Genomic DNA, 25,034 nt, shown 5'->3' with positions numbered 1-25,034 from the left:
TCTCACCTAACCGTTTCTTCGCTACTTTCTTTTGCACGCCATAAAGCAATTGCCTTTTTTAACGACTCTTTATATTCATTTTTCGGATTTGAATCAATTACAATTCCCGCTCCAGCTTGCACATGTGCTTGCCCATCTTTCGCAAGAAGCGTTCTAATGACAATATTTAATTCCGTATCTCCAGAATAACCAATCCAACCAATTGAACCTGTATAAATCCCTCGACGAACAGGCTCTAATTCTTCTATAATCTCCATCGTACGTATTTTCGGTGCACCAGTAATTGTTCCACCAGGAAATACAGCTTTCACTAAATCGAAAGCATCCTTATCTTCTTCCACCTCACCACGCACATTGGAAACGATATGCATGACATGTGAGTACTTTTCAATTACCATAAATTCATCGACTTCTACAGTACCATATTTACAAACACGTCCTAAATCATTTCGCTCTAAATCTACAAGCATCACATGCTCTGCTCGTTCCTTTTCGTTCTCAATTAATTCCCTTGCTAAGTCTTGATCCTCTTGTTCATTTGCACCTCGGGATCTTGTACCTGCAATTGGTCGTGTACTTACTTCTTGCCCTTGTTTTTTAATCAGCAATTCAGGCGAAGCACTAACAATTTGAAAATCCCCAAGCTCTAAGTAACCCATATATGGAGATGGATTAATTTTACGAAGACTTGTATAAATTTCTAGTGGATGCGTTTGTAAAGTTCTTTCCTGTCTTGTCGACAAGTTTACTTGAAACACATCACCATTTCCAATATACTCTTGAATACATTCAACAGCCTTCATAAAGCCTGCTTCTGTAAAGGCAACCGCTTCATTTTTCTTTTTAGGACGTTCAAACGGCATAGTCACTTCAGGCACTTCTGCCGTCCAAAGATCCTTCCATTCATTTAAACGTTCTTCCGCTTCTGCATGCTTATCTACATAATGTGTAATAATCCACAATACCTTTTCTTTTTGATCATAGACAAACACATCATCAAATAATAAAAAGTATATATCGGGTATATTCAGATCATCCTCTGCAAGAGAAGGGAGTTTTTCAATATAACGGATACAATCATAACTAAAGTAGCCCATTGCACCACCTTGAAAAGGTGGGTACTCTGGATTGTAGTCTGTTTTCCATTTCTCCATATATTCTTGCATTAAATCTAATGGATTCCCTTTTTTTATTGTTTCCTTACCACTTTCACTTATATGTAACTTTACACCCTTTCCTTGGATTGCCGCTACCGGGTTTAAACCCACTATGTTATAACGACCGCCACGTCCACTTTCCAGCAAAATATGTTGCGGCTTATCCTGAGAAAGAAATTTATATTGCTTAAAGAAATCTAACTGATATGGAATAGAAAGCGCTAAAGATTTTCTTCGTTGCATATCAACACCCCGTCTTCTTTTATCCCACCCTCTTAGATGAACCACCTCAAACTACATAAGTTATTTATATAGAGATTGATTATACTCGAAGGCTAGTGAAAATAATTTAATTATACTACCTCTTATTTTACATGAAGTTTTCTAGTCATTCACTCTTTTCCTATTTCCAATCCAAAAAGAAAAAGCATCCTTTTTCAAGGATGCTTTTTCAATCGCATTTAATTATGATTCAAATTGATAAAGTGGTGTACTTAAATAACGTTCACCGTTACTTGGAATAATAACGAGTACCTTTTTCCCTTTACCTAACTTTTTCGCAACTTCTGTTGCTGCATAAATAACTGCTCCTGAAGAGATACCAACTAAAATACCTTCTTCTTTAGCCACTCTTCTCGCATATTCAAATGCTTGCTCTGTTTTCACTTGAATAATTTCATCATATACTTCTACATCCAATGTCTCCGGGACAAATCCCGCCCCAATTCCTTGGATTTTATGTGGACCTGGTTTCCCACCAGATAACACTGGTGAATCCGCAGGTTCTACTGCATAAATTTTAATACCTTCATATGCTTCCTTCAGCACTTCACCAGCACCAGTAATTGTTCCACCTGTACCAATACCTGCAATAAACGCATCTAATTGATCACCCATTTGTTCAACAATTTCTGGACCTGTTGTTAAACGGTGAATTTGTGGATTCGATTGATTTTGGAACTGTTGCGGTATAAAGTAACCATGCTCTTTTGCTAATTCAGTTGCTTTACGAATTGCTCCACCCATCCCTTCAGGACCTGGAGTCAATACTAATTCAGCACCGTAAGCACGTAATAAATTACGACGCTCAATACTCATTGTTTCTGGCATTACTAAAATTGCATTATATCCTTTAGCAGCCGCTACCATCGCTAAACCAATACCTGTGTTACCACTTGTTGGTTCAATGATTGTATCGCCCTCTTTTAACAATCCCTTTTTTTCAGCATCTTCAATCATAGCTAGTGCAATACGATCTTTAACGCTACTCCCCGGATTCATAAATTCTAGTTTTAAGTATATATCTGCGCTGTCTGATTCTACGATGCGGTTCAACTTAACGATCGGCGTTTTCCCGATTAATTCTGAAACTGATTGTGCCACTCGCATTCCTGTCACTCCTAACACCGAGTATTTTTATTGGTTTTATCTATATTTAGATTTTGTCAGAAAATTCCCTGTTTGTCAATCTATTCGGAGAGTTAATCCCCTTATTACAAATTCTCAATTAAATTTGTAATATCTTCTTTAGAGAACTTGTAACGTTCATTACAGAAATGGCAATGAACTTCTGTCTCTTCTTCTTCTTCACGAATTTGCTCTAACTCTGTTTTACCTAAACTAATTAACACACTCTCAATACGCTCACGTGAACACGTACAATTAAATTGAACATCCATTGTTTCTAATACTTTTACTTTATCTTCTCCAAGGACTGCATATAGTAGCTCTTCTGGAGAAAGGCCTCGTTCAATCAATGTTGATACAGGCGGGATTTTTTGCAAACGATCTTCAATGAATGAAATTGTTTCTTCCTGTGCGCCCGGCATAATTTGAAGGATAAATCCACCCGCCGCTAATACGCTGTCATCTCCATTTACAAGAACACCGACACCAACAGAAGAAGGCGTCTGCTCAGAAACTGCGAAATAATACGTGAAATCTTCCCCTAGTTCTCCCGAAACGATTGGGGATTGACCGATAAACGGCTCACGCATACCAATATCTTTAATTACTGTTACAAAACCTTCTGTACCTACCGCTTGATATACACGTAATTTCCCTTGTTCCGTTCCTTCAAAATCAACATGTGGATTCGTTACGTAGCCACGTACATCTCCATTTGCATGAGCATCCACTAAGATAGGGCCAATCGGACCATTACCTTCTACCTTAATCGTTAACTTTTGATCACCTTTTAACATCGCACCCATCATTGTACCTGCAGTTAAAGAACGACCAAGTGCCGCCGAAGCTGTCCTCCATGTATCATGACGTCTTTGTGCCTCACTTACTGTATTTGTTGTACGTACACTATACGCACGTACTTCTCCATCAAACGCTAACGCTTTTACTAAATAATCTTTCATACTTATTTATTCACCTTTCTCCTGCTGTAAATTTGCATTACGCTCATATAACATATACAAGCCTTTTAACGTTAAAAATGGATCTACAATATCAATTACATTCGATTCCTCTGAAATTAATTTCGCCAATCCACCTGTTGCAATAACTTTCGGTTCTTGTTTAGCTTCCTCTTTCATACGCTTAACAATACCTTCCACTTGTCCTACATAACCATAAAGAATACCTGATTGCATCGCACTTACTGTATTCTTCCCAACAACACTGCTCGGTTTTGTAATTTCAATACGAGGAAGTTTTGCCGCCCTACTATATAAAGCCTCTGCTGAAATCATAATTCCTGGCGTAATAACTCCACCCATATAATGCTTTTCTTCATTAATATAACAATATGTAGTAGCCGTACCAAAATCAACAATAATAAGTGGACTTCCATACAATTGGATTCCTGCTACTGCATTTACAATTCGATCTGCGCCTACTTCACGTGGATTTTCATATTTAATATTTAGCCCCGTTTTTATTCCAGGTCCTACTACAAGCGGTTTAATTTTAAAATACTTTTCACACATACGTTCTAAAGCGAACATAATTGGTGGTACGACTGAAGACACAATAATACCTTTCACATCTTCAAACGAGAGACCCTCATGATCAAGTAACTGTTTTACAAGCATTCCATATTCATCTTCTGTCTTATGACGATCTGTTTCCATGCGCCAATGCTGACGAAGTTCCCCCTCTTCAAACACGCCTAGTACAGCATTTGTGTTCCCTACATCCAATACAAAAATCATATTCTCACCACTTATCTTATTTAATCTATATTTGTGTAGTATGTATAAAACTTATAAAAACATCATATCACACATACTTATATAATCAGCTTTCCTATCCTCATCATTTTACAAAAAGATTGCTCTCTATTTCAATTTTTAATACTAGTTTTACTTAAATTACTTTATCCACTAAGCCCTCAATAGTAATTAGCAAAAATCTTAACAAATAAAAAAGGAGTGACGATAGTCACTCCTTCATTTCTTACTTATCTTCTTTATCTTCATCGTCTTTCTTCATATTGATGTTTACTTTCACATCATCTGAAGATGTTGGACGCTCAGGTAATCTGCCATAATCATATAAATGATTAATTTGCTCTGCATCTAATGTTTCTACTTCAAGTAACGTTTTTGCGATAATATCAAGCTTATCTCGTTTTTCAGTAAGAATTTGTTTCGCACGAGCATAACAGTCTTTAATAATCGTTTGCATTTCCACATCAATTTCATGCGCAATTGCATCACTGTAGTTTTGTTCTGAATGGAAGTCTCTTCCTAAGAATACCTGACCACCTTGTGAGCTACCAAATTGCATCGGTCCAAGCTTATCACTCATACCGAATTCCGTAACCATACGTCTTGCAATACCAGTCGCACGTTGGAAGTCGTTGTGAGCACCTGTACTTGCTTCACCAAATACAATCTCCTCAGCTACTCGACCACCAAGTAAACCAGTGATTTTATCAAGTAACTCTGGCTTTGTCATGAAGTAACGATCTTCCTTCGGAAGCATTACCGCATATCCACCAGCTTGACCACGAGGGACAATTGTTACTTTATGAACGACATCAGCCTCATCAAGAACAACACCAATTACAGTGTGGCCTGCTTCATGGAAAGCAACGATATTACGTTCTTTTTCAGAGATAACACGACTTTTCTTAGCTGGACCTGCAATAACACGATCCGTTGCTTCATCGATATCACTCATATCAATTTTCTTCTTATCTCGACGTGCAGCTACTAAAGCAGCTTCGTTTAATAAGTTTTCAAGATCCGCACCAGAGAATCCTGGTGTACGAGTCGCAATTGCTCTTAAATTAATATGCTCATCAAGCGGTTTATTACGCGCATGTACTTTCAGTACAGCTTCACGGCCATTTACATCTGGACGATCTACTGTAATTTGACGGTCAAAACGACCTGGACGTAATAACGCTGGGTCAAGAATGTCTGGACGGTTTGTCGCAGCAATGATAATAATACCTTCGTTTGCACCGAATCCATCCATTTCAACAAGTAACTGATTCAATGTTTGCTCACGCTCATCATGACCACCACCAAGACCTGCGCCACGTTGACGACCTACTGCATCAATTTCATCAATGAAAATGATACAAGGAGCATTTTTCTTTGCATTCTCAAATAAATCACGTACACGTGATGCACCGACACCGACAAACATCTCTACAAAGTCAGAACCACTGATAGAGAAGAATGGAACGCCAGCCTCACCTGCAACAGCACGTGCTAATAAAGTTTTACCTGTACCTGGAGGTCCAACTAATAGGACACCCTTTGGAATACGGGCACCAACTTCAGAAAACTTACGAGGGTCTTTTAAGAATTCAACTACCTCAACAAGTTCTTGTTTCTCTTCATCCGCCCCAGCAACATCTCTGAAACGAACTTTTTTCTTTTCATCATTATATAACTTCGCCTTACTTTTCCCGAAGTTCATAACACGGCTACCGCCGCCTTGAGCTTGGTTTAATAAGAAGAAGAATAAAATGAAGATGATGACAAACGGAATGATTGAAGTAAAGAATGTTACCCAAGCACTTGTTTCTTCTGCTGGTTGATACTTAACTTCGGCACCTTTCGCTTTATCATTGATTTTCTTTTGTAATTCCTCAGTATTTGGTGCATAAGTAACAAATTGTTCTCCTTGGCTAGAGTTATTGAATTGTCCTTTTACCTCAAATACACCATTTTTCGGTTGAAGTTGCACATTACGCACTTCACCGCTTTCTAGTTTAGTAATGAATTTGTCGTAGCTAACTGATGTCGTTTTTTGTGTCGAACCATTAAAATAGCTCACGATTCCAATTACTACTAAGAATATCAGTAAATAAAAGATGGTATTACGGAAGATACGATTCATTCCTAACCTCCTCTCACGGCATAAACACTATAGTAAATCGTAACATAGAAAAACTTTCCTATACAATTGTAAAGCCTGTATTTAATTAATTTGAGTAAACGCTTGGTTTTAATACGCCTACATAAGGAAGATTACGGTACTGCTCTTTATAATCTAATCCATATCCTACTACAAATTCATGTGGAACAGTAAATCCAACATAATCCGCTTTCAGATCAACCTTACGGCCTGTTGGCTTATCTAATAATGTAACAATTTTTACAGACTTCGCTTTACGATATTTGAATAAGTCTACTAAGTAGCTTAGTGTAAGACCACTATCAATAATATCTTCGACGATTAAAATATCACGACCTTCTACAGAAGTATCAAGATCTTTTAAAATTTTCACTTCGCCTGTTGAAACTGTAGAGTGACCATAACTAGATACAGCCATAAAATCCATTTCAAGATATGTATCTGTTCTCTTTAATAAATCTGCCATAAATGGCATTGCGCCTTTTAATACACCAATTGCAAGGGGTACTGTGTTTTTATAATCCTCTGCAATAACTGCACCTAGTTCGCGCACCTTTTCTTGTATTTGTTCTTCAGAAATTAATACTTTTTCGATATCTTGATTCATCATTTCATTATCCTCCCGGAAGACTCCTTGCTTTTGTAGTGAATAATCATATATTTACCCTTCTTTGCCATCTCTTTCGAAATTGCAAATGCAGATCGCTTCAACAAGGGTACCCAAATAATGTTCCCACTTGCATCACAAACGACCGGCCATTCTTCCCTTTTTTCTTTTGGTACTTTCGCTTCGATAAAAATAGCTTTTATCTTTTTCGTGCCATCCATACCTTGTATTGACATGCGATCTCCATTTTCCCTAGAACGAATACGAAGTGGATATGATATATCATTATACTTAGCAACAAATACTGTTTCATTCATGTTACTTGGTATATCTTCGCTCACCTCTGTTACAAATTCATCCCCGTTCAATAGCGTAATGATCCCGGGTACTGATAAATCTTGCAAAAAAGGAGAGACAATTTCTTGTTTAAATCTAAAGCTACACTCCTCGTATGTACGAACAATTTTCAAATCACCTGGAAAATCAAGTGAACCTGAAGGTTGTGTCCGCTTAAAAAACTCAATCACCTTGTCAATATGTATAGAAGAAAGAGAAGATGGAATCTTATATTCATAAAGATAGTTTAATATTAGTTGAATCCCTCTTCTTTGTAAAGGCATAGACATGGATTCAAAGGCAGGAATTGATAAGCTAATTTGTTTATCACTTTTTTTTGTAATTACTTTATTCATTTTCTCAAAAGCTAATTCCTGCAAATAAGCCTCATCCTCTTGCATCTGCACGCTAAATTTTTGGAATTTCTCATGCATTTGTGGATTTTCTTCTTTTAAGTGAGGAAGGACATATTTACGTAATCGATTCCTTGTATATACTTCCTTTTTATTACTCGGATCTATACGTGGAATTAAATTTAGCTTATTACAGTAATCAACAATTTCTTCCTTCGTTACCCCAAGTAACGGCCTAATTAAATATCCATTATGAAAAGGACGCTTCACTGCAATTCCTGCATATCCTTTCGGAGTACTCCCTCTTACAAGACGCATTAAAATCGTCTCTACTTGATCATCTCCATGATGTCCAAGAGCAACATATCTTGCATCATATTTCTTCATTATTCTTTCCAAAAATGCATATCTGCATTCCCTAGCAGCAACCTGTGCATTCATCCCGTATTGCTGTTGATATTGTGATACATTAATTCTTATCGTTTCACAAATAATTCCCAGTTCTTCACAAAGGTCCTGCACAAACTGTAAATCCTCATGAGATTCATCACCTCTAAACATATGATCCACATGAGCTACTACAATTTCCAACTGTTTTTCCGCTCTTTTTTCTAATAAATAATATAAAAGGGCTAACGAGTCAGGACCACCAGAAACTCCCACAACAATTGTTGAATCATTCTTTAATACATCATGCTGCTTTACAAAGTCATCTACTTTTTCAACAAATGTATCTTTCAACTTCGCAATCACCTTTCATTAAACAAGAACAGCAACATTAGTCGCCTTGTCTATAATGGTACAACTTTTACAAACATTGTGCAAAAAAAAGATATACAAAAATTACATTTTTATCTTACATCCTCCGTCTGTATTCACAAAATCAATAGCATTACCTTTTCCCACAAAAAAACCTAGGTATTCGCCTAGGTTTTTAAAATCAAATTTTAGATAAACATTCCACTTACATTTTACTGCGCCTGCATGCCTACAATCGGAATCGTAGCCCACTTCGGCATATTTTTCTTCACTTTTGCCACTACAATAGTCATATCATCATTTATATAACCATCACAAGAGCGAATCACTTCTTCCATAATGATATCAGCAATTTCTTGCGGGTCTTCGGTTTGCAATTCTTTAATTTTTCGTTTCATCCACAATTCATGATTCTCTACATGCTGCGCTCCCTCAAAAATCCCATCGCTCATCATAATAAGGATATCGCCCGTTTTTAATTGTTCACCCACCACATCAACTTCAACATCTTCGATGATTCCCATCGGCAAATTACTTGCTTCAATTTTCAAAATATTATTCGCGCGTTTAACAAAACTCGGCGTTGATCCGATCTTTAAAAACCTTGCACTCGCATCTCGCAAATCTACCATAGCTAAGTCTAATGTCGTAAACATCTCTTCCGTCGTTCTCAAAGAAAGAATTGAATTAATAGACTTAATCGCTATTTCTTCGTCAATACCGGATTGGAGTATTTTTTGTAATAATTTCACCGTTTCCTTACTTTCCATATGAGCTCTTTGCCCATTCCCCATACCATCACTAATCGCAAGTGCATATTTGCCAACACTTAAATCCATCATCGCATAAGAGTCACCCGAAACAAATCCACCGCCCTTTGCGGCTGTGGCCAATCCCGTATCAAGAGAATACGTCTTCGCCGAACCGAATGATATTAAACTGTGGCCATTCGGATAAGAAGACTTTTCTTCATGTTTAACGACAATATTTTCTTTAAGGATATCCGAAAGCATCGGTGCAACTAACTTTTCACATTCACCATGTTCATTAGATGCAACGGGAATCAACATTTCAATATCAATACTTCCTCTATCTAAACAATAAATATCAACATGCTCTACTTCGACACCAAAATCACGGAACGCTTGCATAATCTGTTCTTCCTGCACCTGATGATTTTCACGCTCTCGTTGTATCTCCTTAGCAAAATCCTCCATAACCTTTGATACACCTAATAGTTGCTCCGCAACTATTCTACGATTTTCCTTCATTTGTTTTCGTAATTTTTGTCCCTCATAGAAATGATCTAATTCACCCGCTACTAAATCCGTCACTTTTTTCCCTCTCACACAATGCTTGTCCCACTCACGAACTAATTTACGATTATGTTGCAGGGTTCCTTCTTCCGTTTCACTCATTATTTGTTTCATATAATCGTACGTTTTATCGAAATTCACTACCCAGCATTGATCCTTTTTAAAGCATGTTTGACATGTTTTCGCAGTAATTGTACTCAAAAACAAATCTGCTTCTGTCTCTTTATCTTCTTCCTCTACATACCCATATACAGAAAAGCTATTAGATAAAGCAGCAAATACATTTGCAAATTGGTTGATTTTGTTCGCTGTAACATCGCGCATCCTTCTTAAATATTGTTGTTGATCTTGCGAATGCTCTTGTGTACCTGGCATAAATTTAGCAATACGATCTAAAACAAGCTTTGGCGTTAATAAGAAGATAGCAATCGCTACGCCTGACTCAATTAAAGTCGTTACAATATTTGTCTGTTTGTCTACATATAATGTAATTAAGCTTGTCCCAATTAATAAACCTAAACTAACACCTAAACGCTTCCCTTCTTTTAACAACCCACCAAGCAATCCAGAAAAAGCAAGAAGGCTAAGCTGGGACAAGCTAGATACATTTGCTAAACTTAATATCAAACCTGTTACGACCCCCACTGTAGATCCTGTAGCAGCACCCGCAATAAATGCAAATACTAGTACTAAATACCGTGTAAAAATATGTTGAATAGAAGCATCATATACAAACCAATCTGTTGTACCCGTTAAAACAGATGCTAGTAATATAATCAAACAAACAATTTCTTCCGTCTCTAACGCCTGTTGTTTTCCTTTCCTTTCTACTAAAAGCGGAACACTTTGTAAAAATATCATAGTTAATACAAAACTAAGCCCAGCCTCAATGGTACTAACGAGTAAATCGTACATGGTGACAGTTTGTTGTGCAAAATATACAACAACTAAGTGTGCGGTTAATGCGGAGATAAATACTTGAAATGGAACAAGTCCAACGGTTTTACGTGTGAATCTACTAAAGAAGATATTATAAATGAAGAAAGTAAAGATAGATGCAAAAGTAAAAAACAAATTATCTATCGAGACTGAAAGAGCTCCTCCCATTAGAGCTAAAAATGCTAGCGGCATCTTATCCCGCTTCATAACATAAACAGCAGCAAAAAATGGTAGTGCAAACGGTAAGATATTTGTTAATATATATGCTCTTCCCAAAAGAAAACCAATAACAACAATAATAAATCCCCATCTAAAGAAAACTTGTTCAAATTTCATTCGCAACTTACTCGTCCACTTTATTCCTCCAAGCTGACTCTCATTCATTGCCAATACACTTGTATTCATAGTATTCCTTCCTGCTTTAGGCATACTTTTAACACCACCTGCATAGTTTAATTACTGTCATTATAAAAGATGATTGTTGGGATTTTTGTCAAAACAACAGTTTTCACTTTTATAATCGTTCGACTTTTTATTCGAAATAACTCTACAGATATACACGGTATGTAAGTTATTTCGATTTTTTAATTAAATATTCAGAAAATATAGGGTGATTTTGTAGAAGTGTTGTATATCTTAATCCATTTAACAAAAAAAGATCATGCAAATTTGCATGATCTTTTTAGATGACCCGTACGGGATTCGAACCCGTGTTACCGCCGTGAAAGGGCGGTGTCTTAACCACTTGACCAACGGGCCGTTAAATTAAATATAGCGGCGGAGGGGATCGAACCCCCGACCTCACGGGTATGAACCGTACGCTCTAGCCAGCTGAGCTACACCGCCATGTCGTCGTATTTAACGGACAATTAGTATCTTACATCAGATATTATTTAAAGTCAACATATCTTGAAAACTTTTTTAAAATATATTTTCACATATAAAAAAGTACCCTGAGCCATCACTCTGGGTACCTCTCTATATGTTAAAAACTAAACGGTCTTATTATCCGCGACGTGCGCCACGGCCACCACGTTTAGACTCTGTGTTACGCTTTAAAGAAGTTAAACGATCTTCGCTATCCTTTAAGAAGCGTGCCATCTTTTGCTCAAATGTTTCTTTTGGAGCTCGGTCGTTACCGCCACCGCGATTATCTCTGTTGAAAGAGCGATTATTACGTTGTGGACGTCCAGAACGTTGTTGATCACCACCGCGTTGGTATTCACCGCGTGGACGATCTCCTTCTGTTTTTTCACGTTCTTTCGCTTTTTTGATAGATAAACCAATCTTTCCATCTTTTTCAACATTAATAACTTTTACTTCTACTTGGTCGCCCACTTTTAAGTGATCGTTAATATCTTTTACATAGTTATCAGCAACTTCACTAATATGAACAAGACCAGTTAAGCCTTCTGGCAGCTCCACAAAAGCCCCAAAATTTGTAATACCTGTTACTTTACCCTGTAACTTGCTGCCTACCTCGATTGACATAAAAAAAATGCTCCTCCTTAGTGGTTAAAAAGTCAAATTTTACTTTATTATATATAATCCTAAAATATAGTGTCAATAAGACATACTCTACTTCGAAACAGGAAAAATTATCTCCCCTTTACCAGAGAAGAAATAATCCCTTCTAGCAATCTTTAATACGTACTCTTCATCATTTAACTTTTGAACTTCGTCTTTTAGACTTTTTTCTTTATTCGTTAATGAATCCAGTTCTTTTTTCATGTCCTTAACTTTTGCTTCTTTTGCTTTAATGGAACTGTTTTGTTGATAAAACGTTACACTAATACTCGCAATAATTGTAAAAGTAAAGACAAGAAAAACCGCTAAACGGCGATAAAGTCGCTTCCTGTTCTCATCCGTTTGTATTATATGCTCTTTAACAGGATTTGGACTCTGTTTTTCGATTGTTCTTTGTCTCAGTTCCCTCATTTCCGAGGTCCCCCTAACTTCTTTTTTATACGCTCCCATATTTGGAAGATATGTCCCTTCAATTTTGCTATATATTGCAGGAACCCTATATGTTTCACTATAAAAAGTTTAACACGATTAGGGAGAAGTTTCCATATGAGCGAAGCAATAAATCGAACAGGCCAGAAAAAAACTTTCCATATGAAAAGTAATATCCAAATCACCATTTTCCATAACACATGTCCAATTGAAAGCAGTATACGAAATAAGAATAATATAAATGCAATAAATAGCTGCGCTATAATAATAACAGGTTTTATCATGAGTAGCTGTATAATTCGAACAAAAAAATATGTTGTTTGCATAAAAATATAGATGAGAAAATTTAACAGCTTCATGTATAGTGCTTTCAGTAAGCTTTGATATGCCGCAAAACCACATAATAATGCCAAAAACACATATATACGTAACTCAGCTTCATTTACGAGAAGCAATACATAAAAGACAAATAATGCTTGGACAATCCAAAATAGTATATCATGTATAAATACAAGCCAACGTTTACGTTCTTGACGCTTTAAAAAACGTTGATATGTATCTAAAGATGCTCCAATCCAAGCACCCATTCCAATCATTGAAAGCATTGTATACAACTGAATTGTTAAGCTCATTTAAACAACTTACTAAAGAAACCTTTAGTTTTTTCTCCTTGATTTTCATCAATATACAGCATCTCATGAACTTTCCCTTTAATCGACACAATACCTTTTTCTACATCTAAATTTTTCATTTGTAAATTTTGACCACGAATCGTTAAAAAACCCATTACGGTTTCGAGTAAAAACTCTTCGCTATCAAAACTCTCTACCTGCTTCACACCAGTAATATCAATTACACGCCTTCCACGCATAATAATATCATGCTCCACAGAAACATTTTGTTGATTAGAAGACGTAGGTGAGTAACCATTATTCACGTAAATCCCCCCATAGGTTTTTACTAGCTAATAGTAATGTATGAGGGGATAAATGATTTTAGAACAAGCCTTCTTCCGCTTTTACTTTTTCTTCGCGAACTAAGCTATACATATTTGCTGCATCTTCTTTTTTAGTTGTTTCTTTCAATTCATTTATTTTTACAGTCACTATTTTTTGACCAAAACGAATTGTTAATTCATCAGCTACTTTCACATCCGAACTTGCTTTTGCCACTTGACCATTAATAGATATTCTTCCTTGATCAGCTACTTCTTTCGCTAATGTTCTTCTTTTAATTAAACGTGACACTTTTAAAAACTTATCTAGACGCATCTCAAATCCCCCTATTAACGCTCTGTTTGTTTCGCTTCTTCCCATAAAACATCTAACTGTTCTAATGATAAATCTTCCATCTCTTTATTCATTTCAGCTACTTTTGCCTCCATGTATAAAAAACGACCAGTAAATTTCTCATTAGTTGAACGTAACGCCTCTTCTGGATCTATTTTATAATGACGAGCTATATTAACAAATGCAAATAGTAAATCACCAAACTCACCTAGCATCTTTTCCTCATCCATGTTTGTAACTTCTTGTTGGAACTCTTGCCATTCTTCCAAAGCTTTCTCTATCATAGGCTGCACATCAACCCAATCAAATCCAACCTTACCGGCTTTCTTCTGAATTTCATAGGCGCGTAGTAACTGCGGCAAACTTTTTGGAACGCCATTTAAAACAGATTCTTTCACGAATCCTTTTTCTTGTTTTTTAATTTCTTCCCAATTGGCAATCACTTCATCAGCATTGTTTACATCCGTATTTCCAAATACATGTGGATGGCGACGAACCATTTTCTCAGATAGAGTTCGAATGATATCATCTATAGAAAACCAACCTTCATCTTCTCCAATTTGAGCATGAAGCATAACTTGTAATAATATATCACCTAATTCTTCTACTAAGTGATCATCATCCTCTTCATCAATTGCTTCCAATACTTCATAAGCTTCCTCAATTAAATATTTCTTTAATGATTGATGTGTTTGCTTTTTATCCCACGGACAACCATTTGGGCCTCGAAGTTCTGCAATAATTTCTCTAAGTACATCGAACTGTTGATACAAGGATGCACGCTCCTGAACTGGCGGCACATACACACTCGTTAAATTATTCAATTCCGTTTCATGATCTAACATATACAACGGTACCTTCTTTACTTGTTCAAATGAAGTTCCTGCAGCTGTTACGATATACACTTCATAATCATCCGGCAACATCTCCATTAATGTTAATTTCACATCAGATGCAACGAATGCATCATATACTTGGCAAAAGATTAGATGTTGACGTAATTCTAATTGTCCTCTTTTAAATGATGTAGCGTCAAGTAATTGAAATCCTTCAATTGGATCAATCTTTAGGCTTGCAAACATAGGATCAAGGAAACTTTGTCCACCCTCAATTCGCAATTCAACATTTGAATCTTCACCTTTTTCCAACAGTAGCTGAACTGTTCTTTCTGCTACAAGCGGATGCCCTGGAACAGCATAGATAATTTCTGTACCTTCAGCTTGTTCTAGCAATTTATTCGCAATTGTTTCATATACAATTTCAAACGTATCATGCGCTTCATATACATCATCAAAAGCCGTATATTGCACGCCTTCTTTCTCCAATTCTTCTATAACTGGATGTTCCTTCGTCCTAACAAACAGATGATCTGCTTCTTTTATCTTTCGATATACACCCATCGTTAGCTGATCTAATTCACCAGCACCTAAACCTAAAATAGTAATGATTCCACTCACAATCTGTCACCTCTATCCACTCTTCTTCAATGAACCTTCTTTTTTCTCTTGTTTCATAACGGTTCCTAATTCTTTTTTTGTAAATACACGTAATTTCAAAATTAAAAACATATATGTCAATCCGCCGACAACTACACCTAGCAACGCTTCAAGCGTCGCGATTCCTCTATGTTCCGTATCAATTACTAATCCAGACACCTGCAACACACGTGTGAACATCATTAATACAAATCCCATACAGATACCACTAATCACTACACCTAACATATTTCGCTTATTGATAAGCGATCCTGATACAGCTCTCATAAGCAACAAACTATTTAGCCCAGAAATTATAATTAACGCACACAAAGTCGCAAAGGCTGCCCCTTTCACACCAAAATAAGGCATAAATATATAATTTAACGCTAACTTTAAGCAACCTCCAAATACAACAAATAATGCTGGCTTAAATGTTTGTCCCAACCCTTGTAAAATAGAAGCCGTCGTAATTGACAACGAGCTAAATAAAATAGATAAAGATAAAATAGATAAAACATCTGATCCATCACTATTTTCAAACAACATAATATTCGTAGGTTGAATAATACAAGTTAGTCCAATAGCTGCTGCAAGTCCAATAACAAGTGTTATTTTCATTGCTAACTTTACCTTTTCTTGAATAAAGGAAAGATCTCCTCTTTCCTTCGCCGCTGTAATAATTGGAATAAGTGACAACGAGAAAGAAGTCGTCACAACAGTACCTAATTGCATTAGCGGAATACTTCTATCATAAACACCCTTTAATACCTTTGCACTTTCAACCTGTTCTCCCGCACCAATAAGTAAGGTGTACAAGGATATTGAATCTGCCATCTGTATAAAAATAAGCACTAAATTACTAACACAAATCGCTAACCCCTGCCAAAAAAGGATTTTAATTATCCTCCTTTTTCCCTTAATTCTCGCTACACTTTTGAAAAATATAGAACGAAAATCTCGACGCATATACAACATAAGTACAATAATCCCAATAAGTCCACCCGCAATTGAGCCTAACATAGCCCCTGCACCAACTGTATATAAATCAAATCCGTGAGCAATTAGGAATAGCGATAAAAATACAATAATAGAAACTCGAATTGTTTGTTCTATTACTTGCGAAACAGCTGTTGGCATCATATTATTGAAGCCTTGAAAATACCCTCTTGCTACAGACAAAAACGGCATCAATAAGAATGAAAATGAAATAACACGTAGTAACTTATCTAAGTATATATCACCCATAGCTATCGCAATTGTTTTGGCCCCAAAAAACAATGTAAAGAAGCCTATAAAACCAATTCCCAATAAAAACCAAAAAGATACACAAATAATTTCTTCTGCTTCTTTTTGTTTTCCCCGCTCTAGTCGTTCTGCAACCATTTTCGAAATGATAATAGGAAACCCATAAGTAGCTAAAATTAAACAAAATCCATAAAACGGGTAAATTTGTTGGTAAATATAAAAACCAATATCACCCGCTATATTTTGATATGGAATACGGTAAAAAGCGCTTAATACTTTTGTAACAAAACTTGCAATCGTTAATATAATAGCCCCGCGCCAAAAGGCTTGATACTTCTTCGCTTCCATATAAGAAAACTCCTTTTTCTATTCTCACCTCTCGTATTATATCATAAAGAAATGAACAAGCTGCCTTACCACCACGGGTAATAATAGGTTCCTGCACCGTTAAAAATACTCAACGAAAAAAGGTAGCAAAGCGCTACCTTCATTCAATATACATATATCTCCAAATAATTGATTTCTCAAAAAGAAAGATCATAATTAGGAAAAATTGCTACTTCTAAAATTATACACCCTTACTGTTCCATTTGTTTCGCTAAGAAACTGGCAGCAGTATTAACCGCTTTATGCTCGATTTCGCTTATAATAGCTTCTTTCGAAAAAATAATGACAGCTCCAATCGGGTCTCCGTTTGCAACAATCGGTCCAACTGTATAAGAATGAACCTTTTCTGTTACACCATCGATAATGGAAATATCACTTTCGTCCGTCATAATAACAGACTTTCGTTCTTCCATCGTTTTTTCGATTAAATCGCCAACACTTTTATTTAAGTATTCTTTTTTCGATACGCCTGATACTGCGATGATAGAATCTCGATCACAGACAAGCACATTATGTCCTAAGCTGTCATATAAAGCCTCAGCATATTCTTTTGCAAAATCACCTAGTTCACTAATTGGAGAATACTTCTTTAAAATTACCTCTCCATCGCGATCAACAAATATTTCTAGTGGGTCTCCTTCTCGAATACGTAAAGTTCTACGAATTTCCTTCGGGATTACTACCCTGCCTAAATCATCAATTCGACGTACGATTCCAGTTGCTTTCATTCTAATGCTGCCTCACTTTCTACTGATGATCAAAGTGGTGAATTTACCTGTTCATGTAAAAATCACCAACTGTTAGACATAGTATTTTACACATTAGTTCTTCTATGCACGTCGAATTGTATTTTTTTATCTTATTTTAGGCATTTATTACTTCTTTTTTTACATCTGGTAAGCCTTTTAATAAATTTTCAGCAATTGTTAACCACTTCGATGTCTCTAAACCATTTGTTTTCATAACAATTTTCAATTGTGATCCTTCCATTCCTAAACCGATCATACGTCCAAAACTATTTCCAAGCATGAATAATTTTCCACCATCAATATTTTGACTTGCTTGTTCAGAAAACAGGAATGTTACTTCAAATTTATTCTGTTTAATTAACTCAATTTGTTCTTTCATTGCCAACACTTTGATATTTGCAATTTGTAATAAATAACCGACTTCTTGTGGATAATCACCGAATCTATCGATCATTTCTTCCTGCAATTCTTCAATATCCTCAATTGCAGAAACACCTCTAAATTGTTTATACATCATAATTTTTTGCTTACTATCTGAAATATAAGCATCTGGTAAGTATGCATCTACCTCTAAGTCAATTTCAACATTAACTGTATTTTCAGCCCCATCTGTTCCTCTACGCTGTTCAATTGCATCTTTTAACATTTGAGAATATAGATCAAATCCGACAGAATCAATAAATCCATGCTGCTCTGCCCCTAACAAATTACCTGCTCCACGAATAGATAAATCTCTCATCGCAATTTTGAAACCAGATCCAAGTTCCGTGAACTCTTTAATTGCTTGCAGACGCTTCTCTGCAACCTCTGACAGCACTTTGTCACGTTTATAGGCAAAGTATGCATATGCAACACGATTAGAACGTCCAACACGCCCACGAAGCTGATACAACTGTGATAATCCCATACGATCTGCATCAAATACAATTAACGTATTTACATTCGGAATATCTACACCCGTCTCAATAATTGTTGTACTTACAAGAACATCATGCTGTCCTTCTAAAAATGATAGCATAACAGACTCTAATTCACTTTCGTTCATTTTCCCATGTGCGTATGTTACACGGGCATCTGGAACTAACATCGAAATTTCATCTGCTTTTCTTTCAATATCCTCTACACGGTTATATAGGAAGTAAATTTGACCGCCTCTTGCAAGCTCTCGCTCTATCGCCTCTCGCATTAATGCTGGATTATACTCTACTACATACGTTTGGACTGGGAAACGATTTTCTGGCGGTGTCTCAATAACAGATAAGTCGCGCACACCAAGCATAGACATATGAAGCGTCCGTGGAATCGGAGTTGCCGTTAATGTTAATACGTCAACATTCGCCTTCAATTGTTTAATTTTCTCTTTATGCGTCACACCAAATCTTTGTTCTTCATCAATAATAAGAAGCCCTAAATCTTTATAAGTAACATCTTTAGATAAAATACGATGTGTTCCGATTACAATATCTATTGTGCCATCCTTTAAACCCTTAATCGTTTCATTTTGTTGTTTTCTCGTACGGAATCTACTTAATAATCCTATATTGATTGGATAATCTTGAAAACGCTCTCGAATTGTTTCATAGTGTTGCTGCGCAAGAATCGTTGTCGGTACTAAAATTGCAACTTGTTTTTCATCCATAATTGCTTTAAATGCCGCACGAATAGCCACTTCAGTCTTTCCATACCCTACATCACCACAAAGGAGCCTATCCATCGGGCGTCCGCGTTCCATATCTTTTTTAATCTCGTCAATAGAACGTAACTGATCCTCTGTCTCTTGATATGGGAAAGATGATTCGAACTCTTGTTGTTCTGCTGTATCTGGCGTATATGCATAGCCTTTTGAAGCTTCGCGTTCAGCATATAGTTTAATTAGGTCATCCGCAATGTCTTGTACAGATTTTTCAACTTTCGTTTTAACCTTCTTCCAATCATTACCGCCTAATTTGTAAACTTTTGGATCCTTACCTTCAGACCCTACATATTTTTGGACTTGATCAATTTGTTCAATTGGAACGTATAACTTATCATTACCTTGATATTTAATATTTAAATAATCTTTATGAACACCATTAATCTCTAATGTCTCAATACCTAAAAATTTACCTATACCATGATTTACATGAACTACATAATCTCCAACTTTTAATTCCGAATAACTTTTAATACGTTCAGCATTCGATAACTTTTGTTTACGTTGTGATTTTTTAACTTTCTTATGAAAAAGCTCCTTTTCAGTAATGACAACAAGCTTTTGCATCGGCATTTCAAATCCTGCATGTAAATCACCTACAGCAATTTGTAACCTTCCAGGCAATAAGATATCTGTACCTTCCACAATATCTGCCTCAATATCATAATCACTTAAAATATGTTGTAATTTTTTCACACGTTCATCATCTGTTCCAAGTACAACAGTCGTAAAATGCCCTTCATTCCATCTATCAATTTCTGTTTTTAACAAATTCATCTGTCCATGGAAATCTTGCATTGTTTTACATGTTACATTTACAATATTTTGCGGATGCGTGTGTGCAATATGACGCAAGAATAACGTTAAATATACAAAATTTCTTTTTTTATGATGAAGAAATCCCTCGAATGCGTGAGAGAAAGATAAATCTTGAATAATTGTTCCTTCACCAAGAAGTGATATATACCATTCCGCCTCTTCTGTTTCCAGATGTGATGCTGTTTCTTGAATACGGGAAATCTCATCTAAAATTACAACACCGTCTTCTGGTAAATAATCTATCAGACTAGCAGGTTCTTTATAGAAAATAGATAAGTATTTAAACATCTGTTCTATACTTTGCCCGTTTTTCAACATCTCAATTTCATGACTTACCGTCTCAAGTACTGTAGTCTTTAGTTTATCATCAGAAAGTTTTTGCATCGTCTTAGTCAAACCTTCTTCAAGATGCTGAATTCCTGATTTTAATTCTTCCTGTGAAAATAAAAACTCTGTTGCCGGACCAAACTTAACGCTTTCTTTTTTTCCTTGAGAACGCTGTTCATCCACATCAAATAATCGAATAGAATCGACTTCTGTATCGAAGAATTCAATACGAAATGGTAGTTCTTCAGTTAAAGGATAAATATCTAATATTCCCCCGCGCAAACTGAACTCCCCTGGAGCTTCTACCATCGACTTACGTTCATAGCCAATATGATGTAAAGTATGCAAGAGCGCATCTAAATCAATCTCTTGCCCTAGATTGATTTCAACTTGCTTTTGCTTCCACAATTCTTTTATTGGTAAAAATCTACGCAATCCTGCCACTGGAGCTACAATGATTCCATTCTCTCCAGCAGCCAAGCGATTTAACACTTCTATACGTTGCGCCTTCAATTCTGGACTTGCAACCCCAATTTCCGATGCTATAAGTTCATTCACTGGATATAGCCACACATCTTTTTCACCAAGTAACGCCACTAAATCTTCATGTACTTTTTGCGCTTGGTATAAGTTATGTGTCACGATTAATTGTGATTTTTTTGTTTTTTTATATAAAGCCGCCATTAATAATGAACGAGAAGACGTTGCCATCCCTGATATAAGTTGTTCCTTTAACCCATCTTCTAATCCATTAATAACTGATTGTATCTCTTTATTTTTATAAAATTGCTCTAATAAACCTATCATTTTTAAAACTCCTCTCAACATAAAGAGCAAGCCATTCTATTTTATGCAAATATTTCGGAAAAGGAAAACAGAAAAATGCTTTGGACATGCCAAAGCGACAACATTTTATTGCAGAAATTTTTCATATTCATAATACTCAGGATAAGATGCGAGCGTTTCTTGACACGATTCACAAATCGTTTTTATATATATATTTCCATTCTCATGAAAATGAATCATCTCTACTACTTCTTGCTCTGTTAGTTGAAATAAAACGTCGCTATATACTTTTTCTGCGTTAATGGAGCCTACATTACCTCCGCAGTGTCTGCAATAATAATACCCTTCCATACTAGCCTCCTAAAAATTAAATTACTACTAGTATGGGTAAAACAAAAAAGAAATATTCCTAATCTCATTTTTAACTATTGAAAGTATTCATGATTTGGAGAAAAGGCTTATTTAGCCACTCTTCACATGCATCCGCTGCTTTTTCAATAGAATGGTTAACATCCGGAATCTCTTCAGATGTAAAGCGTCCTAATACATAATCGACTACCTTCATTCCATTTTTCGGGCGATCAATTCCCATACGGATACGTTGAAATTCTTGTGTTCCTAGGTGTGAAATCATTGACTTTACACCATTATGTCCACCAGCACTACCTTTCATGCGAAGACGCAATTTACCTACAGGAATGTCTAAATCGTCGTACATAACAACGAAGTCCTCAACATCAATTTTATAATAATCCATGAGTGGACGAATACTTTCTCCAGATAAATTCATATATGTTAGCGGCTTTAATAAGATTACCTTTTCTCCATTAACAAAACCTGCACCAAATACACCTTTAAATTTTTGTTCATTCAAAGAAATGTTCCAACGCTTCGCAAGTTCATCAATGGCCATAAATCCAATATTATGCCTTGTTAATTCATATTCTCTACCTGGGTTCCCAAGTCCTACTATCAATTTCATTCTTGTACCACTACTTTCTTTTTTCGATACGAAAAGACGTAACCAATTTTGGTTACGTCTCATTCTATCCAATTAATTGAATAATACACTCACAGATTCTTCTTCGTATACACGAATGATTGCTTCTCCGATTAATGGAGCAACTGAAAGTTCATGTACTTTGTCGATTTTCTTCTCTTCCGGTAATACGATAGAGTTCGTTACAACTAACTCTTTAATATTTGAATTTTGAATACGTTCAATTGCTGGACCAGATAATACTGGGTGTGTACAGCAAGCATATACTTCAGAAGCACCGTTCTCAACAAGAGCGTTTGCTGCTAATGTAATTGTACCAGCTGTATCAATGATGTCATCAATTAAAATCGCTGTTTTGCCTTCAATATTACCGATAATGTTCATTACCTCTGATACGTTCGGGCGAGGGCGACGCTTATCAATAATAGCGATTGGCGCTTTTAGACGATCTGCCATTTTTCTTGCACGAGTTACACCACCATGATCAGGAGACACGATTACGATATCTTTAAGACCTTTTGTTTCAAAGTAATCAGAAAGAATCGGTACACCCATTAAGTGGTCGATTGGGATATCAAAGAACCCTTGAATTTGTGGAGCATGTAAATCTAGAGTGATTACACGAGTTGCACCTGCTGTTTCAAGCAAGTTTGCTACAAGTTTCGATGTAATTGGTTCACGAGAACGCGCTTTACGGTCTTGACGCGCATAACCATAATAAGGAATAACAATATTAATTGTTTTCGCAGATGCACGTTTTAATGCATCGATCATAATAAGTAATTCCATGATATGTTCGTTTACTGGGAAGCTTGTAGATTGAATAATGAATACATCGCAACCACGGATACTTTCTTCAATGTTAATTTGAACTTCTCCATCACTAAAACGATCAACAGAACATTTTCCTAGTCCTACTCCAATATGCTTTGCAATCTGCTCAGCAAGTTCCTTATTAGAGTTTAAAGAGAATACTTTCAAATTAGAATTTAGATATTGAGTCGACATCTAGATTAACCCTCCACATTATGATTTTTTCTTATTCAGCAATTGATCAACATAGTCTTCTTTGTTAACTTGACGTGCACGTGCTACCGATAATGCTTTTGATGGAACATTCTCTGTAATTGTAGAGCCTGCTGCCACATAAGCACCATCTTCAACTGTTACTGGAGCAACAAGGTTTGAATTACATCCAATAAATACCCCATTACCAATCACAGTTTTGAATTTATTCTTACCGTCATAGTTCACCGTAATTGAACCACAACCAAGATTCACGTCTTCTCCAACTTGTGCATCCCCGATATAACTCAAGTGTGAAGCTTTACTTCTATTACCAAAGACAGTTTTTTTGATTTCCACGAAGTTTCCAACGCGTACTTCGTCTCCAATAACTGAATCTGGGCGAATATGTGCAAATGGACCAACCGATACTTCTGTACCAAGTTTACTATCATGTACAGTAGATTGACGAATTGTCGTACGATCTCCAATTTCACTATCACGAATTACTGTATGCGGTCCAATTTCACAATCAGAACCAATTACAGTGTTCCCCTCAATAATTGTTCCTGGATGAAGAACTGTATCACTACCGATAATTGCATCAGCAGAAATATAAGTGTTACTTGGATCAATAATTGTAACACCATTTACCATGTTCTTTCGGTTGATACGGTTTTTCATAATAATTTCCGCTTGCGATAGAGCGACTCTGTCGTTAACACCTAACGTTTCATCGAACTGCTCTGTTTGATAAGCTGATACGATATGACCTTCATTTTTTAAAATCTCAATAACATCTGGAAGGTAATATTCACCTTGTACGTTATCATTTGAAACTTTAGAAAGTGAAGCAAATAAAGCCTTATTATCAAAACAATACGTACCTGTATTGATTTCTTTAATAGCTAATTCTTTCTCATTTGCATCTTTATGCTCAACAATCTTTTCAACATGACCATTCTCATTACGAACAATACGGCCATATCCAGCAGGTTCTTCTATGTACGCTGTTAGCACCGTCGCCATTGCTCCTGCTTCTTTATGTTGCTGAAGTAATGCTTCCATCGTTTCAGCAGTTATTAGCGGCGTATCACCACAAATAACTAAAGTTGTTCCTTCTTCATTTGCAAGTACACTTGCAGCTTGATCTACAGCATGTGCTGTACCAAGTTGTTCTGCTTGTAATGCAAACTCACTTACGTTTCCTAGCTGTTCTTGTACCATTTCAGCACCATGTCCAACAACCGTTACAAGTTTCTGCAATCCTAATTGAGATACTTGATCGACTACGTGTTGTACCATGGGTTTTCCACATACAGGATGCAGCACTTTGTATAGCTTAGACTTCATACGTGTGCCTTTACCTGCAGCTAGAATCACTGCAAATCTGTTTGACATATAGACCCTCCATCGCAACCTATTTATCCATTAAAGATATTATCCTAAATCATCATATATTTCAAGAAACACATTTTAACTATTAAATTTTACCATAATTCTTA

The 25,034-nt window shown here is 36.2% G+C and carries 21 protein-coding genes and 2 tRNA genes; all 23 read right to left on the bottom strand.

Annotation, left to right across the window (positions count from 1 at the left end):
* Positions 1-2 precede the first annotated feature (2 nt).
* Positions 3-1,400 carry an aminodeoxychorismate synthase, component I gene (gene pabB / locus CN409_RS00220; RefSeq protein ID WP_001189702.1) on the bottom strand — a complete coding sequence of 466 codons (1,398 nt, stop codon included), beginning with the start codon at positions 1,398-1,400 and terminating at the stop codon, positions 3-5.
* A 222-nt stretch (positions 1,401-1,622) separates the two neighbouring features.
* Positions 1,623-2,546 carry a cysteine synthase A gene (gene cysK, locus CN409_RS00215; protein ID WP_001261716.1) on the bottom strand — a complete coding sequence of 308 codons (924 nt, stop codon included), beginning with the start codon at positions 2,544-2,546 and terminating at the stop codon, positions 1,623-1,625.
* Between the two features lie 104 nt (positions 2,547-2,650).
* On the bottom strand, positions 2,651-3,526 hold the full coding sequence (gene hslO, locus CN409_RS00210) for a redox-regulated molecular chaperone HslO (protein ID WP_000656369.1): 876 nt from the start codon (positions 3,524-3,526) through the stop codon (positions 2,651-2,653).
* 6 nt (positions 3,527-3,532) lie between these two features.
* Positions 3,533-4,321: a type III pantothenate kinase gene (locus tag CN409_RS00205; protein WP_000578366.1), complete on the bottom strand. Its 789-nt coding sequence runs from the start codon at positions 4,319-4,321 to the stop codon at positions 3,533-3,535.
* 244 nt (positions 4,322-4,565) lie between these two features.
* Positions 4,566-6,467: an ATP-dependent zinc metalloprotease FtsH gene (gene ftsH / locus CN409_RS00200; protein WP_001079668.1), complete on the bottom strand. Its 1,902-nt coding sequence runs from the start codon at positions 6,465-6,467 to the stop codon at positions 4,566-4,568.
* Between the two features lie 85 nt (positions 6,468-6,552).
* Positions 6,553-7,095, bottom strand: coding sequence for a hypoxanthine phosphoribosyltransferase (hpt, locus tag CN409_RS00195; RefSeq protein ID WP_000981846.1), 543 nt, complete (start codon positions 7,093-7,095; stop codon positions 6,553-6,555).
* On the bottom strand, positions 7,092-8,522 hold the full coding sequence (tilS, locus tag CN409_RS00190) for a tRNA lysidine(34) synthetase TilS (protein WP_000655456.1): 1,431 nt from the start codon (positions 8,520-8,522) through the stop codon (positions 7,092-7,094). The genes hpt and tilS overlap by 4 nt, the downstream gene beginning before the upstream one ends.
* 230 nt (positions 8,523-8,752) lie before the next feature.
* On the bottom strand, positions 8,753-11,224 hold the full coding sequence (gene spoIIE, locus CN409_RS00185) for a stage II sporulation protein E (RefSeq protein WP_001123558.1): 2,472 nt from the start codon (positions 11,222-11,224) through the stop codon (positions 8,753-8,755).
* A 258-nt stretch (positions 11,225-11,482) separates the two neighbouring features.
* Positions 11,483-11,554, bottom strand: a tRNA-Glu gene (locus CN409_RS00180).
* Positions 11,555-11,567: 13 nt separating this feature from the next.
* Positions 11,568-11,641: transfer RNA gene (locus tag CN409_RS00175), tRNA-Met, on the bottom strand.
* A gap of 159 nt (positions 11,642-11,800) precedes the next feature.
* A complete protein-coding gene (locus tag CN409_RS00170; protein ID WP_000021451.1) occupies positions 11,801-12,286 on the bottom strand; it encodes a S1 domain-containing RNA-binding protein in 486 nt (161 codons plus the stop codon).
* 87 nt (positions 12,287-12,373) lie between these two features.
* On the bottom strand, positions 12,374-12,733 hold the full coding sequence (divIC, locus tag CN409_RS00165) for a cell division protein DivIC (RefSeq protein ID WP_001208739.1): 360 nt from the start codon (positions 12,731-12,733) through the stop codon (positions 12,374-12,376).
* Positions 12,730-13,383: a spore cortex biosynthesis protein YabQ gene (gene yabQ / locus CN409_RS00160; protein WP_000059770.1), complete on the bottom strand. Its 654-nt coding sequence runs from the start codon at positions 13,381-13,383 to the stop codon at positions 12,730-12,732. Before yabQ ends, divIC begins: the two co-directional genes overlap by 4 nt.
* Entirely contained in the window at positions 13,380-13,688 is a 309-nt protein-coding gene (yabP, locus tag CN409_RS00155) for a sporulation protein YabP (protein WP_001059105.1), read from the bottom strand. Before yabP ends, yabQ begins: the two co-directional genes overlap by 4 nt.
* Positions 13,689-13,746: 58 nt before the next feature.
* Positions 13,747-14,022, bottom strand: coding sequence for an RNA-binding S4 domain-containing protein (locus CN409_RS00150; RefSeq protein WP_001234876.1), 276 nt, complete (start codon positions 14,020-14,022; stop codon positions 13,747-13,749).
* Positions 14,023-14,036: 14 nt separating this feature from the next.
* The gene (gene yabN / locus CN409_RS00145) at positions 14,037-15,497 is read right to left on the bottom strand and encodes a bifunctional methyltransferase/pyrophosphohydrolase YabN (RefSeq protein ID WP_000014231.1); all 1,461 of its coding nucleotides are present in this window, start codon (positions 15,495-15,497) and stop codon (positions 14,037-14,039) included.
* A 12-nt stretch (positions 15,498-15,509) separates the two neighbouring features.
* Complete coding sequence (locus CN409_RS00140; RefSeq protein WP_000387575.1) at positions 15,510-17,111, bottom strand: putative polysaccharide biosynthesis protein; 1,602 nt, start codon at positions 17,109-17,111, stop codon at positions 15,510-15,512.
* 230 nt (positions 17,112-17,341) lie between these two features.
* The gene (gene spoVT, locus CN409_RS00135) at positions 17,342-17,878 is read right to left on the bottom strand and encodes a stage V sporulation protein T (protein ID WP_000648306.1); all 537 of its coding nucleotides are present in this window, start codon (positions 17,876-17,878) and stop codon (positions 17,342-17,344) included.
* 136 nt (positions 17,879-18,014) lie between these two features.
* Positions 18,015-21,545 carry a transcription-repair coupling factor gene (gene mfd / locus CN409_RS00130; RefSeq protein WP_000579721.1) on the bottom strand — a complete coding sequence of 1,177 codons (3,531 nt, stop codon included), beginning with the start codon at positions 21,543-21,545 and terminating at the stop codon, positions 18,015-18,017.
* Positions 21,546-21,650: 105 nt separating this feature from the next.
* A complete protein-coding gene (locus CN409_RS00125; protein WP_000399438.1) occupies positions 21,651-21,875 on the bottom strand; it encodes an anti-sigma-F factor Fin family protein in 225 nt (74 codons plus the stop codon).
* A 70-nt stretch (positions 21,876-21,945) separates the two neighbouring features.
* Positions 21,946-22,506: an aminoacyl-tRNA hydrolase gene (gene pth, locus CN409_RS00120; protein WP_014894852.1), complete on the bottom strand. Its 561-nt coding sequence runs from the start codon at positions 22,504-22,506 to the stop codon at positions 21,946-21,948.
* Between the two features lie 72 nt (positions 22,507-22,578).
* Entirely contained in the window at positions 22,579-23,532 is a 954-nt protein-coding gene (locus CN409_RS00115; RefSeq protein WP_000107420.1) for a ribose-phosphate diphosphokinase, read from the bottom strand.
* Positions 23,533-23,550: 18 nt separating this feature from the next.
* A complete protein-coding gene (gene glmU / locus CN409_RS00110) occupies positions 23,551-24,930 on the bottom strand; it encodes a bifunctional UDP-N-acetylglucosamine diphosphorylase/glucosamine-1-phosphate N-acetyltransferase GlmU (RefSeq protein WP_000071039.1) in 1,380 nt (459 codons plus the stop codon).
* Between the last annotated feature and the right edge of the window lie 104 nt (positions 24,931-25,034).

The sequence above is a fragment of the Bacillus sp. AFS012607 genome, assembly GCF_002558005.1.
Taxonomy (GTDB): domain Bacteria; phylum Bacillota; class Bacilli; order Bacillales; family Bacillaceae_G; genus Bacillus_A; species Bacillus_A thuringiensis_S.
Note: the sequence above shows the minus strand (reverse complement) of the source record. Positions and strands in the feature narration are given on the sequence as shown.

What these genes read in the sequence shown, in the direction of transcription:
- pabB (WP_001189702.1), bottom strand. Translation starts at nt 1,400, where the DNA reads ATGCAACGAAGAAAATCTTTAGCGCTTTCTATTCCATATCAGTTAGAT.
- cysK (WP_001261716.1), bottom strand. Translation starts at nt 2,546, where the DNA reads ATGCGAGTGGCACAATCAGTTTCAGAATTAATCGGGAAAACGCCGATC.
- hslO (WP_000656369.1), bottom strand. Translation starts at nt 3,526, where the DNA reads ATGAAAGATTATTTAGTAAAAGCGTTAGCGTTTGATGGAGAAGTACGT.
- CN409_RS00205 (WP_000578366.1), bottom strand. Translation starts at nt 4,321, where the DNA reads ATGATTTTTGTATTGGATGTAGGGAACACAAATGCTGTACTAGGCGTG.
- ftsH (WP_001079668.1), bottom strand. Translation starts at nt 6,467, where the DNA reads ATGAATCGTATCTTCCGTAATACCATCTTTTATTTACTGATATTCTTA.
- hpt (WP_000981846.1), bottom strand. Translation starts at nt 7,095, where the DNA reads ATGATGAATCAAGATATCGAAAAAGTATTAATTTCTGAAGAACAAATA.
- spoIIE (WP_001123558.1), bottom strand. Translation starts at nt 11,224, where the DNA reads ATGCCTAAAGCAGGAAGGAATACTATGAATACAAGTGTATTGGCAATG.
- CN409_RS00170 (WP_000021451.1), bottom strand. Translation starts at nt 12,286, where the DNA reads ATGTCAATCGAGGTAGGCAGCAAGTTACAGGGTAAAGTAACAGGTATT.
- divIC (WP_001208739.1), bottom strand. Translation starts at nt 12,733, where the DNA reads ATGAGGGAACTGAGACAAAGAACAATCGAAAAACAGAGTCCAAATCCT.
- yabQ (WP_000059770.1), bottom strand. Translation starts at nt 13,383, where the DNA reads ATGAGCTTAACAATTCAGTTGTATACAATGCTTTCAATGATTGGAATG.
- CN409_RS00150 (WP_001234876.1), bottom strand. Translation starts at nt 14,022, where the DNA reads ATGCGTCTAGATAAGTTTTTAAAAGTGTCACGTTTAATTAAAAGAAGA.
- CN409_RS00140 (WP_000387575.1), bottom strand. Translation starts at nt 17,111, where the DNA reads ATGGAAGCGAAGAAGTATCAAGCCTTTTGGCGCGGGGCTATTATATTA.
- spoVT (WP_000648306.1), bottom strand. Translation starts at nt 17,878, where the DNA reads ATGAAAGCAACTGGAATCGTACGTCGAATTGATGATTTAGGCAGGGTA.
- mfd (WP_000579721.1), bottom strand. Translation starts at nt 21,545, where the DNA reads ATGATAGGTTTATTAGAGCAATTTTATAAAAATAAAGAGATACAATCA.
- CN409_RS00125 (WP_000399438.1), bottom strand. Translation starts at nt 21,875, where the DNA reads ATGGAAGGGTATTATTATTGCAGACACTGCGGAGGTAATGTAGGCTCC.
- pth (WP_014894852.1), bottom strand. Translation starts at nt 22,506, where the DNA reads ATGAAATTGATAGTAGGACTTGGGAACCCAGGTAGAGAATATGAATTA.
- CN409_RS00115 (WP_000107420.1), bottom strand. Translation starts at nt 23,532, where the DNA reads ATGTCGACTCAATATCTAAATTCTAATTTGAAAGTATTCTCTTTAAAC.
- glmU (WP_000071039.1), bottom strand. Translation starts at nt 24,930, where the DNA reads ATGTCAAACAGATTTGCAGTGATTCTAGCTGCAGGTAAAGGCACACGT.